The organism is Lysinibacillus sp. SGAir0095, assembly GCF_005491425.1.
Taxonomy (GTDB): Bacteria; Bacillota; Bacilli; order Bacillales_A; family Planococcaceae; genus Ureibacillus.
On sequence record NZ_CP028083.1, the window covers coordinates 1499023 to 1514004 of the forward strand.

The following is a 14982-nucleotide window of genomic DNA, read 5'->3' on the forward strand; positions in this document are numbered from 1 at the left end:
AATTCCTCATAAATACTTTATAGTACTAAACTATGCTAAAAGTATTACGTATAGGGGAGTGCTTTAGGTTGCGGTTAAAACGCTATATTCAGGTTAAAGATCGATTGATGGTTTTAATGATTGTTTGTATTATCTCCAATTGTATCTTTGCGATATTTAGTATGGATTATTTGCGAAAAATGGAAAATAACACGGAAAAAATGTTCAAGGAAAAGCTGCTGGCAGTGAATGCAATTGCTGATATGGAGGCTTTTATACATACGGGAGATTTGGATCAGGCGAATGAGAAACTAGCCACATTTAAGGAGTATCAGTTTGATTCAAAAATGGAATTTTACATATCTGAGTTAAGTAAGACATTAGAAAACGGAAATGATAGCGAAATTTTAACTGTCTCTCAGGAAATGAAGGAATATGTTACTTCTCGAGCTGAGAGCCAATTAATTTCCCATCAACAAGACATTTCATTCGGCTATAAGCTGTTAACTGGCGTTTCGGTTGTAATGATTTTCATCATAATAATTTTGAGCATCGGGGCAACTCGTTCAGTGAATTTGCCAACTCGACAATTGAAAAAGTTACTTAAGCAGGCTCAGCAGGGGGATTTTACGCAAATTGCCAAGTATGACTCAAAGGATGAACTAGGCGAAGTGATGTTAAGCTACAACCAGATGGCTTCGGAAGTAAAAGAATTGTTAAAAACAGTTCAACGTAGTGCTGCATCCGTACATAAAGCGAATGATCAATTGCAGTCTGCCTCCGTAAAAACAACAAAAGCATCCATTCATATCTCACATGATGCGTCCGATTTAACAACGGCCACAATTAAGTCAACAGAACAATTGAATCTTAACACTACTGCGCTGCAAGAAATTGCAAATGGCGTTGTCGTTATAGCGGAGCGAATTGAGTTTATAGAACAAAACATTACCCAAACGGTCAAGGAAGCAAACGCCGGCGTTGAGTTTGTGGTATTTAACAATGAACAAATGCACGAAATTGAACAGACTGTGAAGAAGTCCTATGACATGATGCAAATTCTGGTGAGGCATTCGAAAGAAATTGAGCAAGTGATTCAAATAATAAATTCGATTGCCGAGCAAACCAATTTATTGGCCTTGAATGCAGCCATAGAAGCAGCTCGAGCTGGGGAATATGGTAAGGGGTTCAGTGTAGTGGCAGGAGAAGTTCGCAAGCTTTCCGAACAATCCGTGAGTTCAACCAAAGTCATCGAAGAAATCATCAAAAAGATTCAAGGTGATTCACAACAATCCGTTCATTTCATGAGCAGTGCCCTCCAGTCTGTTCAAACTGGGATTGATACAACGAACCAAACAGCATCTAAATTTCAGCAAATTGTATCAGCTGTCAATGAAATCGGACCTCACATTGGCGAGGTAGCCTCAACTATTAACGTCATTACGGAAAATACGAAAGAGGTTGCGGGCAATTCCTTGCAATTGAGCGAAGTTTCAAAAGAGAATGCGAAAATGATTGAACAAGTGTCCGCATCAACAACCGATCAACTCGAAGCAAACAAAGAAATTCACGATGAGATTCAAAAAATCTCAAGAAATATTCAAACTCTAACGACCGCGATAAAGAGGTTTACGATATAGATCTTATAAAGCTTAGTTAAATGTTTTAAAACTATTAATTTTCAGAAAACTGTTGAAGTTAATAGTTTTTTTTGTTAATTTTTAGTGAAACATTAAAAGTTGAGGCGAAGTTATGAAAAAAATTTTACTAACGGGGTTTGAACCCTTCTTAAATTTTAAAATGAACCCGACGATGGAAGTTGTAGAAGCACTGAATGAAAAAGTGATGGAAGATTACAAGATTTTCGGTCGAATAATGAAAGTGGATTTTAATGAATCCTCAAGCCAGCTGAAATCATATATCGAAGAGGTACAACCTGACATTATTATCTCTTTGGGGCTAGCAGGTGGACGATACAAAATCACGCCAGAACGAATCGCCATCAATATGAAAGACGGTGAGCCAGACAATAATGGATTCGCGCCGGTTGACGCAAAAATACATGAAGACGGTGTCGATGCATATCTAACCAATTTACCAATTCGACAAATAGTTGAAAGATTGAACAAGGAAGGGTTTCCAGCAGAAATCTCGAATACAGCTGGAACGTATTTATGTAACAACATTATGTACGAAGGCCTGGCCTACGCAAAGCAAAACAGTGACGTGTTAGCAGGATTTATCCATATTCCCGCTTCGTTTGAATTAGCTATTCAGCATGGAAAAATCCCTGGATGGCATATACGAGATTTAATAAACGGAGTAGAGCTATGTATCAAGGAAACTGTAAGCTTTGTTAGAGCGTAATATTGAGGATTCGTCCACATTACATCCCTCCTAATAAAATAGGAGGGATGTAAAATGGGCAAGTTTTAATAAATCCGCCAACTTGGAGCATAAATCCGCCAGTTTCTACGTTATATCCGCCAACTTTTGTCGAAAATCCGCCCCAGCTATATTTTTCTGTAGTGAGGTATACAAAAAACAAGTTATTATTGTATTAATATAGTCTCTCAACATATTTTCTCGTTGAAATTTCCCCTCTTAAAATAACTCCACAACCCATTTGAAAGCAAACAGCTATCAAAGCTTCCTAATATTATTAACATTGCAGAAAAGGAGAATGTTTTTGTTAATTATAGACCGAAATTTATCCTCAAAAATTATTGTATTGGATGCATTGAAACGGCGGATTGATGTGAATCACCCGAGGTATGAGTATGTTACTTCATTATTGCGACGGGCAGAAATTGGCTACCGGGGGGAGTTGAAGGTGGATCGATTGTGGAAGGAACTCACCGTGCCGACCAACTCTCTACTTATACATAGCTATGAAATCAGAAATGATTTTGGCAATTTGCATCAAATCGACACCTTATTCCTATGTCCCCACTTTATGTTTATCCTCGAAATTAAGAATGTTTCCGGTAAGATTTGGTATGAAAAAGACAAGCATCAGTTCTTGCGAATGAACCGAATTGGGGAGATTGAAAGCTTTCAAAGCCCCTTCGATCAGGTTCAGCGTCATGCAGATATGATTGAAAGAATCGTTGAACGGTTAGGATTAACGCTGCCGATTCATAAAGCAGTTGTGATTGCTGAATCCTCCACAATTATTGGCGATGTGCCCAAGGAATTTCCCATTTTCCATGCGATTGGTTTGCCTATAGAGTTAAAAAAGTTATTATTAAAGTACAGCCTCTCTGAGCTCTCACCTGTACATTATGAGATGCTAATCAACAACTTGAGGACCCTGCATAAACCCAGTATCTATGTGCCTCGATTCGAGATTCCGCCACTGCATAAGGGGGCGATTTGTAGGTGTGGGAGAAGGATGGCATATAACTTTGGAAAGTTTGTTTGTACTTGTGGAATGACTTCTAAAGAACCTCTTTATCAAGGCTTGCATGATTATCGAGTTTTGTCTAGTGAGTGGATTACAAATCGAGCGTTTAGAGATTTCTTTTTTATTGAAAGTGAACATTCTGTTAGTAAATTGCTTAAAAGAATGAATTTTGACTCTAAAGGGTCTACTAGGAACAGAAATTACTTGATTCCAGAGGATATTTGGAGAAAAAGATTGTAGAAAAATAGTATAATTGACTGAAATTTAATAGATATATTTTGTGTATTTTCGAAGTGGCGGGATTATTGAAGAAAGTGGCTGAATTTTGACAAAAAGTGGCTAGATTATTTCAAAAAGTGGCGGGATTTTCAGCTAAAGTGGCTAGATTCCACATCACCCCCCAATCCCCAAAAGAAAAGAGGTAATCAACTTGAACAAAATCATTGATTTCATCTCGATTAAAGAGCAAAAGCAGAATGAAAAGCTTGATAAAATGTTTCGGAAGGCGAATTCGCTGCAGGATGTGCAGGAAATTGACAAGCTAGTGGAGGAAAAGTTGCTGGCTGTGCAGGATCATAAGCTTTTTCTCGCATTCTTAAAATATTTGGAGTTGAAAGAGTTGGACCCTCAATCTGTTTTTAAGGAAGTGTTGCAATTGCCAAAATTTCAGTTTGAAGAGCGGTATCAGATGAACTGGCAGTCGGTGGTGCAGCTTTGTTTTACTTTTTTAGCAATTTTAAAGGAAAATGATCCAGAGCAGTACTTGGAATTCATTGTAACGAATTAGTAAGCATTCACACGCGCGAAGACGGAGTAGTATCCGAAAGAGAGTTGCACACGCATAAAATAAGTGCTAGTCATTGTGTCAAATTAGTTACATAAATGAAGCAAAAAACGTTTGGTTCAGTTACCAAAATTAGCACAAAAACCCTGTTATTTCAGATGTTCATCAGAGATTCCTTTCAGTTCTAAAATATATTACAAATTTAATGCACCTTATTGTTCTTTCTACCTATAATTCGTTATAATATTTAAATGGGGTTCGAATGTACGAAACCAATCTTGAAAGGAGTTTCTAATATTCAATGAATGAGGAACAACGACTAGCGAGTCAGCAAGTTAATCAACCAAAACCGAAAAGCGCTAAGCTTGAAAAAGATTATAGTCAATATTTCGAACGAGTGATTACGGCACCTTCTTTAAAAGATGCGAAAAAGCGTGGGAAAGAGGAAGTGAAGTACCACAAGGATTTCAATATTGATGAAGAGTTTTTGGCTATGGGCAACGGGCGTAAATTTTTCATTCGTACATACGGATGTCAAATGAACGAGCATGACTCCGAGGTAATGGCTGGGATTTTCATGCAGCTGGGGTATGAACCTACCGACAGAATCGAAGAAGCGGATGTTGTTCTTTTAAACACATGTGCGATTCGTGAAAATGCTGAAAATAAAGTATTTGGTGAGCTTGGCTACCTATTAAAATATAAACGTCAAAATCCTGAATTGTTAATCGGCGTTTGTGGCTGTATGTCACAAGAAGAGTCGGTTGTAAATAAAATTTTAACAACATACCAACATGTGGATATGGTTTTCGGTACTCATAACATCCACCGCTTACCACACATTCTAAAAGAAGCCTACATGTCCAAGGAAATGGTCATCGAAGTTTGGTCTAAAGAAGGGGATGTTATTGAGAACCTTCCAAAGCAACGAAATGGTGCCATTAAAGCTTGGGTAAACATTATGTACGGCTGCGATAAATTCTGTACATACTGTATCGTTCCTTACACGCGAGGGAAAGAACGCAGTCGTCGTCCGGATGAGATTATTCAAGAAGTGCGTGAGCTGGCGGCACAGGGCTATCAGGAGATTATGCTGTTAGGACAAAATGTCAATGCTTATGGGAAAGACTTCGCCGATATCGAATACCGACTTGGAGATTTAATGGACGAGTTACGTAAAATTGATATACCGCGCATTCGTTTCACAACAAGTCACCCTCGCGACTTCGATGATCACTTGATCGAAGTGCTAGCTAAAGGTGGCAACTTGGTAGAGCATATTCACTTACCAGTACAATCAGGTTCAAATGATATCTTGAAAATTATGGCACGTAAATATACACGTGAGCACTTCCTAGAATTAGTTCGCAAAATTAAGGCAGCGATTCCTGATGTAACATTAACAACTGACATTATTGTTGGTTATCCAAATGAAACAGAGGAACAATTCCAGGAAACTCTTGACCTTTATCGAGAAGTTGGATTTGAAATGGCCTTCACATATATTTATTCTCCTCGTGAAGGAACACCGGCTGCGAAGATGAACGACAATGTTCCGCAAGAAGTGAAAAAAGAGCGCCTTCATCGTTTAAATGCGGTGGTTGAAGAGTTTTCAGCAGCATCATTAAAACAATTCGAAGGCCAAGTGGTAGAAATATTGGTTGAAGGTAGCAGTAAAAAACGTGATGACGTACTGGCTGGTTACACGAGAAAGAATAAATTAGTTAACTTTGATGGACCGAAAGAATTGGTGGGCCACATTGTGAAAGTAAAAATACTCGAGGCGAAATCTTACTCACTACGTGGTGAGTTTGTAGAGGTCGTACATCGACATGGGGTGGAAGTATAATGACAACTAAAGTTTATACAAAAGACGAAATCGTAGAAAAAGCAAAAGAAATCGCACATATGATTGCCAACACGGAAGAAGTTGAGTTTTTCAAAAAAGCTGAAGAGCAAATCAATGAAAATCAACATGTTCGTGAAAAAATCGCAAGTCTGAAAACATTACAAAAGCAAGCTGTTAATTTCCAACACTTAGGTAAGGAAAAAGCATTAAAATTAATCGATGAAAAAATTGCGAAAATCGAAGAAGAAATCGATGCTACACCGATTGTGCAAGAGTTCAAACAGTCACAAATGGACGTAAATAACTTATTACAATTAGTATCAAATGCGATTGCAAACAATGTAACAAATGAAATCATCGAATCAACAGGTGGCGACCTTCTTAAAGGCGAAACAGGTTCAAAAGTACGCAACAGCCAACCTGGAAGCTGTTCATAATATAAATGGTTCTCTTAACCCCTACAGACTTAACGGTTTGTAGGGGTTTTTTATTCTTTTGACTTCCCAAAGTGGAGCTGTCTTTATTTTTCCGTAAAAGAAATGTGTCTTTCTTTTTGTCGTGACATTAAAGTCGAATGGCAATTAACTTACATTCCATCGTATACTCCCCATTTAAACTTGATCTTTTGGAATAGATAAAACCCACATAAAATCATCTTCAAGCAGTATTTGTATGTCATAGCCCAAGCTTATTAGTTGCTCAGCCTTTAAGTGTTTTGAACTTTTACCATGTCGTTTCTTACCGAGAATAACAAAATCGGTTTCCTTAGTAACAGCCCCTTGCAAAATGCCTCCTAAAGTCCGAACTTTTTTCGCGGCATCAGAACGTGTCATTGTGGAAAGGGCCCCTGTAAAGACTATCCGTTTATTACAAAAGGGATGCAGTATGTGATGAGAGGGGTTAGAAAGCAGGATCACTTCTGGGTTGTCTTTATTTTGGTTCATATTGCTTCTCCTTGATTGGTTTTCTTCTATATGAAAAGAGAACTTTTCAAACTTCCATAATAATTTATTGTTTTATTTTATCATAAAAAATAGTGGCTCGATTTTCGTCAAAAGGGGCTGAATGATTACTCGATGGGGCTTTATTTCTAAAGTTAGCTACTTTTGCAGAAAATCTCTCAAATATAACTATGTGTATAATATCCTTGGAAAGTCTCCAATACATAGAACCCATGGAAATAGACTAGGCACGTGTCGAAAAGTGAAGTCTTTCATTTTAATTGAAAAGCCTTGTTCGGATGCAATTTGACATAAAAAAAGAACCCCTAGTGGAATTCTCATAAATTTTTCATTGAGATAGTTTCCAAGCAGGAATCAACGAGTGGAATTTAAATATATAGCTCATGAAAACGTGGATTACGGTGTAGATTGCTAACGTTAGTAAATAAGTAGTGGACCAGATTTGCACTGGTTCACTTAAAAAAAGAAATAGCAAAATCATGCCAATTGGGAAAGGCACCAAGATGATTAACCACATTGGTGCTTTCAGAGCTTCTGTAACAGCGCCCAATAAAACTACTGAAGTTCCAATAACAAGTGCTTGCCAAGCTGATAAGCCGTTATTAAATAGAAGACTACCCATGAAATAAGAAAGAGCAGTTAATACAATGGCTAAAAGGAAATCGAGATAATACTTCACATGTACACACCTTTCTAAAAAGAAACTAAAGATCGACCCCTTAGATTTTACCATTTAATTGGAAGATGTATTATAAATGATTTGTAAATTTATAACCTATCAACTTAAAAGAAACCATTAGGAATACAATCTTAATGGTTTCTTTTAAGTTTTGGGTAAGTCCTAACCCTTTACTACCAAATTATTTTCAGTAGATTTTATATACTTAGTGAATATAAAACGTACTATTGGACCCATTATTATGATTTGTAATGGTAAGGCTACTATGAAATTTTTACCAAACACTGATAGAAATTCCAAGATAATGGATTGGGAAGAATAACCGTTGTGGAAATAATTCGTCACTAAACCATAAATGGACATGAAAAAGGCCATTCCAATGACCATGCATGTTGAAATGGTCAGGACTTTATAAATTACCTTAGAAGTATTTGCAGTTAATCTCAAAGCAATTTTCTTAGCATAAGGTCCCACTAAAAACAGGTCGAGAATTAATGCAACAATAAATCCAATTAAAAAGTCAGATACTCCTCCCAGGAAAGTAATTTTGCCAAACATGCCATTAAGGTAAAAATTATAGAGAGTCATAAACAGTACCATTCCAAAACACATAATTAGACCGAAATATACACTCTCTTTTCTTGTTGTCGGCATATGTAAACACTCCTTTCTATTCACTTAACGTATTATATAGATTCAAAAAAATTCTCGTAAGGAAAAAAATTTGTACGTTTTGTGACGTTGATAACAGTTATTGAAATGATGGAAATTTAGACCCTTTTGAAATTATGAGTTTTCACTTAACAGGAGAGGGAAAAATGTATAGAAGAATCTATTAAGTTTAGAAGCCGAAAGAGAGAGAAGGGAATGTATGATAGAAGACTTATTTGAACTATATGATTTGTTAATCAAAAAAGAGCGTACGATGAACGACACGCTTCAAATAGTAAGTAGTGTAAAAGGGAATCAATTTTTAGAGGAAATCATTATCAGGACGGAGAAACTTATCGTCAAATCATTTGGTGGTCAAGAAGTGCATTGGCTAGAAATTAATCAATTTACTGATGCTTTTTTCCAATATCGGCAGAGTTTTATCACAAAAGAGCGTCTCATCTCCATTATTAAGAAAATCATCGGTTAAATGTTTTTAGATACATTTCGAAATTGTATTTCAAATTGGTGCATTACTTTTCACAATTTATGATAATCAAAATCACGACAAGAATTTTTTTACTATATAAGTAAAAAATGAATAACGCAAATTTTTCAGTCACACTATTCGCCCACCTTTAATACTATAAACTGTCAACAGCTAATGATTCGAAATTCCAAAGTACATTTACGCTTTTGTTTTCTTATCAAGGGGTGTAAGGCAAGATATGCGAAAAGTGCAAGAATAGCCAGGAAGTGTCACGATATCACTTTGCCCTTGATGTTCGAATGGAAAACAATCTGTAAAATCTACAAAAAACGAATCCGTGACATTTCACCAATTAGGCACAAGCCGCATAGTATAGTTCGACTAGATGTTAAAGGAGGAAAAAGCGTTGAAACGTTTGCGTCAAATAGTGACAAAAGCGGTTGTCGCTAAAGGTAAGAAGAGAGTTGAAGCGAGCGAAGTGATTCGCCCTTCATCTACGCCAACTAGTATTTTAGGATGTTGGGTGATCAACCATCACTACAATGCAAAAAAAGTAGGGAAATATGTTGAAATCTCAGGAAAGTTCGATGTAAACGTATGGTATGCGTACAATAATAATACAAAAACAGCAGTTCACTCGGAAACAATCAGCTACAAAGATCGCATTAAACTTCACTACCGCGATAATGATGTAATTGAATCGAATGACTGCCATGTACGTGTTGTCCAACAGCCAAACTGTATCGAAGCGGTAATTAACCAAAATGGTGACTGCTTTAATGTAGTAATCGAACGTGAATTTGTCGTAGAAATCATTGGCGAAACTAAAGTTGTGGTTTCTATACATGAAGTAGATTACGAAGAAGAGTGGAAATATGAAGAAGATGAATCTTCATCAAGCTCTAGTTCTAGCTCAAGCTCAAGCTCTAGTTCGAGCTCAAGCTCAAGTTCAAGCTCAAGCTCTTCGTCATCATCGTCTTCATCTTCAAGCAATGGCTTTAAATTTATTGAAGACTCATCATCATTTCGTTAATAAAGTGAGAGCGCCCGCTACTCGAAAAGAGTAGAACAAACAGGCGCTCTTCTTTATTGTTTGGTTGAGTAGAAAACAGTATTATTGCCCCCGAAGGCATGTAATCCTGTTTTCTCTATTTTAAGACTATTCTTAATGTAAAATATATACCCGCCAGTCAACGTTATCACCTGATTTTTGTTATACTTATTTAGAATGAATTTATTTTGGAGAACATGAACGAAACGTGTTTTTCTACTATAGAGTAAAGATGAGTTTAGAGAGGTACCATGAAAATGACAACATATACACCAATGATGCAACAATATCTTGCCATCAAGTCAGAATATGAGGATGCTTTCCTTTTTTATCGACTTGGGGACTTTTATGAAATGTTCTTTGATGATGCAGTCAAAGCATCACAGGTTTTAGAAATTACTTTAACAGGACGCGATGCCGGCATGAAAGAACGTATCCCGATGTGCGGTGTTCCCTTTCATTCAGCTAAAGGATATATCGAAACGCTTGTGTCAAAGGGCTACAAGGTGGCAATTGCGGAGCAAACCGAGGACCCAAAACAAGCAAAAGGAGTTGTGAAACGTGAAGTCGTCCAGCTGATTACACCTGGGACGATTATGGAAGGGAAAACAATAGACGGCAAGTCGAACCATTTCATTGCCTGTGCGGAAAATTTACCGAACAACACGTTTGCTCTTGCATACTTGGATGTGTCCACTGGCGAAGCCAATACAGCTATCGTTGAAGGGGGAACGAAAAGCTTACTTCAGCAATTAATGGCTTTTACAATTCGAGAACTGGTTGTGACAGAGCAGCTACAGCTTTTATTAGCTGAACAAGCAAGTAACCTTGGAATCGTGCTATCTCTTGAACAAGACGAAATGCCTGAAGAAAAAGCGTCAAGATATATCGCAAATTTACCGAATGAATTAAAGGGCGTTGCGAAAAGCTTGCTTCAATATGTGGAACGTACACAAATGCGCAGTTTGTCGCACATTCAAGAATTTACATATACCGAGACAAAGCAGCTTTTACGAATTGATACGAATTCAAAAAGAAATTTAGAGCTGTTGGAGTCGATTCGTGGTGGCGATCAAAAGGGCACTTTGCTATGGTTGCTGGATGAGACCGTAACAGCTATGGGTGGACGAAAATTAAAACAATGGCTGCACCAGCCGTTGGCAACACGTTCGGCCATCGAAAATCGCCTTGCTATCGTGACGGATTTATTGGATGAATTTTTTGTACGCAATGAATTAAAGGAATTGCTGAAAAACGTTTATGATCTAGAGCGTTTAGCAGGTCGTGTTGCCTTCGGAAATGTGGGGGGACGTGACTTGGCACAGCTTCGCGAATCATTGCGCCAAGTGCCGTTCATTAAGCAACAGCTAGTGAATTCGGGAAAATCGACGCTTTCAAAGCTAGGTGAGAAGCTTGATGAGTGTGAGGATATTGAAGCGTTTTTATCGAAAGCCATCACAGACAACCCGCCAATTGCGATTAAAGAAGGGGACGTTATTCGTGAGGGCTATAACGAAAAATTAGATGAATTGCGTTTTGCTGCTCGTAACGGAAAGGACTGGATTGCCCAGTTAGAGCAGAAAGAACGTGAAGTGACAGGCATTAAAAATTTGAAAATCGGCTATAATCGCATTTTTGGCTACTACATCGAGTTAACGAAATCGAATATTGCTAGTGCAGATTTATCACGCTACGAAAGAAAACAAACCTTGGCCAATGCGGAACGTTATATTACCGAGGAGTTAAAGGAAAAAGAAGCAATCATTTTAAATGCGGAGGAACAGAGCCTGGCATTAGAATATGATTTATTTGTTGAATTGCGTGACCAGTTAAAAGCCTTTATCCCACGCGTTCAAGCTCTTGCTTCTGAAATTAGTGAGCTTGATGTGTATAGTAGCTTTGCTGTTGTTTCCGAAAAATATCGTTTTGTGAAGCCTTCCTTCCATGAAGGGCGCGCTATGAAGATTGTGGGCGGACGTCATCCAGTAGTTGAAAAGATGCTAAACAAACAAATGTATGTACCGAACGATTGCGTCTTGCCAGATGATAAAAATATGATGCTTATTACTGGGCCGAACATGTCGGGGAAAAGTACGTATATGCGTCAAGTAGCTCTAATTGTTGTCCTAGCGCAAATGGGTTGCTATGTACCGGCTGATGAGGCAGTACTGCCAATAACAGATCAGATTTTTACACGTATTGGGGCCGCGGATGACTTGGTAGCGGGCCAGTCTACCTTTATGGTGGAAATGCTGGAATCTCAGAACGCTATTACAAATGCAACTGAAAGAAGCCTATTACTATTCGATGAAATCGGCCGCGGTACCTCCACTTATGATGGGATGGCGTTAGCGCAGTCGATGATGGAATATATACACGATAGAATCGGTGCCAATACTTTATTTTCAACTCACTACCATGAGCTGACAGCACTCGAGGAGCAGCTTGCTAGGTTGCAAAATGTACATGTTAGTGCAACTGAAAAAGATGGCAAAGTGGTCTTCTTGCACAAGGTGCGCCAAGGGGCAGCAGATAAAAGCTATGGTGTGCATGTGGCAAGCCTTGCAGAAATGCCAGAAGCGATAATCGATCGCGCTAGAGTACTGTTGGAACAGTTTGAATCGAAGGCTCAGGGTGTTACGTCTGTCGCAGCGACCGTTATGAGTGAGCCATCAGAAGACGAGCTTCAGTTGTCTTTATTTGAAGAGGAAGTTAAGGGAAATGAAGTATTGCCTGAAACGGGTACAGCCTTATCTGATGTCGAGTTAGATGTCCTGGAACGCCTAGCGAAAATTAACATTATGGGTACGGCTCCAATTCAAGCAATTAACGTACTGTACGAGCTGCAACAAGCATTGTTAAGTAAGAAATAAGAAATGAAGTTTTAGTAATAAATAGAAGTGGCGGATAAATGGCTATTTATGGCGGATATATCTATAAAGTTGGCGGATATTTTGCCGAAACGGGCGGATATCTATTCAGCTGCTTGATATGGATTAAAGAAGTATCAAAAAATTAATTCGTTTGATTAATACTTACAATGAAAATAATAAGCAATTTCGAAGTGGCTAGATATTCAATATGAAATCCCGAATCACAAAAAAAGGAGGTTCTTCACATGGGAAAAATTCAGATTATGGATGAATGGTTATCCAACAAAATTGCAGCGGGGGAAGTAGTTGAGCGCCCGTCGTCCGTTGTGAAAGAGCTCGTTGAAAACGCCATTGATGCAGAAAGTACATCAATTGAAGTTTTTCTCGAAGAAGCAGGGTTAACCTCCATTCAAGTAACAGATAATGGGAGTGGGATGGATGAAGAGGATGCATTAAAATCCTTTTCCCGTCATGCAACCTCAAAAATTTCAAAAGAACCGGATCTTTTCCGCATTCGAACACTTGGCTTTCGTGGGGAGGCACTTGCCTCCATTGCTTCCGTGTCTAAGGTAACATTGAAAACATCTGATGGAGAACATAATGGGCTTGAAATTCAGATGGATGGCGGTCACCTGATTACGAAAAAACCGACTGCTTTCCGCAGAGGAACAGATATTACGATCGCTCAATTATTTTATAATACACCAGCTCGTCTAAAATACTTAAAAACAATCCAGACGGAACTAGGTCACTCCATAGATTATATGAACCGTCTTGCTCTGGCTTATCCCGAGATCGCATTTAAACTCGTCCATAACGGGGGAACCCTCCTCCAAACAAACGGACGAGGGAGTGTGCAGCAGGTAATCGCGTCAATTTATGGGATGCAAAATGCGAAAAAAATGATTCCTTTCAGTGGGGAATCGAAGGATTATAAAGTACATGGATTTGTTAGCTTGCCAGAGGTAACGCGAGCGAATAAAAACTATATCTCTCTTTTCGTAAATGGGCGTTGGGTAAAACATTACCTTGTGCAAAAAGCAATTATAGATGCTTATCACACTTATTTGCCGATTGAGCGCTATCCAATTGCTGTCCTGTATATTGAAGGCGACCCATACTTAACGGATGTGAACGTGCATCCTGCCAAACTTCAAATTCGTTTGAGTAAAGAGCAGGAATTGTTGCCGCTTGTTCAGGAGGCGGTAAACAAAGCGATTCGTTCTGCCATCCATGTTCCGGTTGCTGAGAAAAAGGAAAAGCCTGTGCGTGTTCCAAGTGAGCAAATGAATATATGGAAGCCGTTTACACCCTCCTTTGATGAAACTAAAATGAATGCGATTGTGGAAAAACTGACTTCGGACAGCCCGGCACCAATAGTGAGAGAAACGATTGTTAGTCCAAATACAAGCGCAATCTCTAAGCAATTTGAAGTTGAAAAAGCAGAGGATGTTCCTACAGAGTTGGAAATCGAATGGTCGAACCCAGTAATGGAGGATATACCAGAAGACGTAATAGTTCCAGTTGTCGAGGAGGAAGCACCTAAGAAAGAACACTTCCCTGACCTTGAGATTGTCGGACAAATTCATGGAACCTATATTGTGGCCCAAATGGAGGATGGATTTTATTTAATCGATCAGCACGCGGCACAGGAACGTATTAAATACGAGTATTTCCGTGAAAAAGTAGGGGAAGTCAATCCGAACGAAAGGCAGTCACTTTTATTGCCCTTAACTTTCCATTATTCAGCTGATGAGGCGTTGATATTAAAGGAAAATGTCCATGCTTTAGAGGAGGTTGGCGTGTTTCTGGAGGATTTCGGCCAATCATCATTCGTCGTGCGCGAACACCCAACATGGTTCCCGAAAGGCTTCGAACAGGAGCTGATCGAAGAGTTGATCGAGCAAGTTTTAAAAACTCGCCGAGCCGACGTAAAAAAACTCCGTGAAGAAGCCGCCATTATGATGAGCTGTAAAAAATCAATCAAAGCAAATTATTATTTAACAAAAGAGCAAATGGTGGTCTTGCTCAATGATCTTCGGAAAGCCGATAACCCATTCACATGTCCACACGGCAGACCAGTCATGATTCACTTTTCTACATATGAAGTGGAAAAAATGTTTAAACGAGTGATGTAGGTGGAAGTTGATTGTAAATTCAAGAGCTTACGGGCGGATTGGAATGGAAAATGAGCGACTTTCATAAAAATACTGCTGATTTTTTCACTAACGGAACTTGCGTTTACGCCCAATATAATA

Annotated in this window: 13 protein-coding genes; 10 read left to right on the forward strand and 3 right to left on the reverse strand. The window is 38.6% G+C overall.

The annotated features are described in order from the left end of the window. The first annotated feature begins 68 nt into the window (after positions 1-68). The 6 genes from C1N55_RS07390 (at position 69) to C1N55_RS07415 (ending at position 6455) form a co-directional block, all read left to right on the forward strand. The gene (locus C1N55_RS07390; protein WP_168193817.1) at positions 69-1619 is read left to right on the forward strand and encodes a methyl-accepting chemotaxis protein; all 1551 of its coding nucleotides are present in this window, start codon (positions 69-71) and stop codon (positions 1617-1619) included. Between the two features lie 112 nt (positions 1620-1731). After that, the gene (locus tag C1N55_RS07395) at positions 1732-2346 is read left to right on the forward strand and encodes a pyroglutamyl-peptidase I (protein ID WP_137728221.1); all 615 of its coding nucleotides are present in this window, start codon (positions 1732-1734) and stop codon (positions 2344-2346) included. A 322-nt stretch (positions 2347-2668) separates the two neighbouring features. After that, positions 2669-3625 carry a nuclease-related domain-containing protein gene (locus tag C1N55_RS07400; RefSeq protein WP_168193818.1) on the forward strand — a complete coding sequence of 319 codons (957 nt, stop codon included), beginning with the start codon at positions 2669-2671 and terminating at the stop codon, positions 3623-3625. Positions 3626-3815: 190 nt separating this feature from the next. Continuing rightward, entirely contained in the window at positions 3816-4172 is a 357-nt protein-coding gene (locus C1N55_RS07405) for a hypothetical protein (RefSeq protein ID WP_137728223.1), read from the forward strand. Positions 4173-4470: 298 nt separating this feature from the next. Next, entirely contained in the window at positions 4471-6018 is a 1548-nt protein-coding gene (miaB, locus tag C1N55_RS07410) for a tRNA (N6-isopentenyl adenosine(37)-C2)-methylthiotransferase MiaB (RefSeq protein ID WP_137728224.1), read from the forward strand. Then, positions 6018-6455, forward strand: a complete 438-nt coding sequence (locus tag C1N55_RS07415) for a YlbF/YmcA family competence regulator (RefSeq protein ID WP_137728225.1) — start codon at positions 6018-6020, stop codon at positions 6453-6455. Before miaB ends, C1N55_RS07415 begins: the two co-directional genes overlap by 1 nt. Positions 6456-6629: 174 nt before the next feature. Here the strand turns inward: C1N55_RS07415 and C1N55_RS07420 are convergent, their stop codons facing one another. The 3 genes from C1N55_RS07420 to C1N55_RS07430 all read right to left on the reverse strand — a co-directional run bounded on the left by C1N55_RS07420 (position 6630) and on the right by C1N55_RS07430 (position 8313). Next, positions 6630-6962 carry a BRCT domain-containing protein gene (locus C1N55_RS07420; protein WP_137728226.1) on the reverse strand — a complete coding sequence of 111 codons (333 nt, stop codon included), beginning with the start codon at positions 6960-6962 and terminating at the stop codon, positions 6630-6632. A gap of 346 nt (positions 6963-7308) precedes the next feature. Beyond that, positions 7309-7659 carry a hypothetical protein gene (locus tag C1N55_RS07425; protein WP_137728227.1) on the reverse strand — a complete coding sequence of 117 codons (351 nt, stop codon included), beginning with the start codon at positions 7657-7659 and terminating at the stop codon, positions 7309-7311. Positions 7660-7821: 162 nt separating this feature from the next. Next, positions 7822-8313: a DUF2798 domain-containing protein gene (locus C1N55_RS07430; protein ID WP_137728228.1), complete on the reverse strand. Its 492-nt coding sequence runs from the start codon at positions 8311-8313 to the stop codon at positions 7822-7824. Positions 8314-8530: 217 nt separating this feature from the next. Between C1N55_RS07430 and C1N55_RS07435 the strand changes: the two genes are divergently transcribed. The 4 genes from C1N55_RS07435 (at position 8531) to mutL (ending at position 14862) form a co-directional block, all read left to right on the forward strand. Further along, positions 8531-8800, forward strand: coding sequence for a hypothetical protein (locus C1N55_RS07435; RefSeq protein WP_137728229.1), 270 nt, complete (start codon positions 8531-8533; stop codon positions 8798-8800). A gap of 406 nt (positions 8801-9206) precedes the next feature. Next, complete coding sequence (gene cotE / locus C1N55_RS07440) at positions 9207-9833, forward strand: outer spore coat protein CotE (protein WP_137728230.1); 627 nt, start codon at positions 9207-9209, stop codon at positions 9831-9833. 275 nt (positions 9834-10108) lie between these two features. Continuing rightward, positions 10109-12724 (forward strand): DNA mismatch repair protein MutS, encoded by a 2616-nt coding sequence (gene mutS / locus C1N55_RS07445; RefSeq protein WP_137728231.1) that lies wholly within the window; start codon positions 10109-10111, stop codon positions 12722-12724. A gap of 245 nt (positions 12725-12969) precedes the next feature. Further along, positions 12970-14862, forward strand: a complete 1893-nt coding sequence (mutL, locus tag C1N55_RS07450) for a DNA mismatch repair endonuclease MutL (protein ID WP_137728232.1) — start codon at positions 12970-12972, stop codon at positions 14860-14862. Positions 14863-14982: the final 120 nt, after the last annotated feature.

Excerpts from the sequence above, each read along its gene's own strand:
- C1N55_RS07395 (WP_137728221.1), top strand. The coding sequence starts at position 1,732 with ATGAAAAAAATTTTACTAACGGGGTTTGAACCCTTCTTAAATTTTAAA.
- miaB (WP_137728224.1), top strand. The coding sequence starts at position 4,471 with ATGAATGAGGAACAACGACTAGCGAGTCAGCAAGTTAATCAACCAAAA.
- C1N55_RS07415 (WP_137728225.1), top strand. The coding sequence starts at position 6,018 with ATGACAACTAAAGTTTATACAAAAGACGAAATCGTAGAAAAAGCAAAA.
- C1N55_RS07420 (WP_137728226.1), bottom strand. The coding sequence starts at position 6,962 with ATGAACCAAAATAAAGACAACCCAGAAGTGATCCTGCTTTCTAACCCC.
- C1N55_RS07430 (WP_137728228.1), bottom strand. The coding sequence starts at position 8,313 with ATGCCGACAACAAGAAAAGAGAGTGTATATTTCGGTCTAATTATGTGT.
- C1N55_RS07435 (WP_137728229.1), top strand. The coding sequence starts at position 8,531 with ATGATAGAAGACTTATTTGAACTATATGATTTGTTAATCAAAAAAGAG.
- mutS (WP_137728231.1), top strand. The coding sequence starts at position 10,109 with ATGACAACATATACACCAATGATGCAACAATATCTTGCCATCAAGTCA.
- mutL (WP_137728232.1), top strand. The coding sequence starts at position 12,970 with ATGGGAAAAATTCAGATTATGGATGAATGGTTATCCAACAAAATTGCA.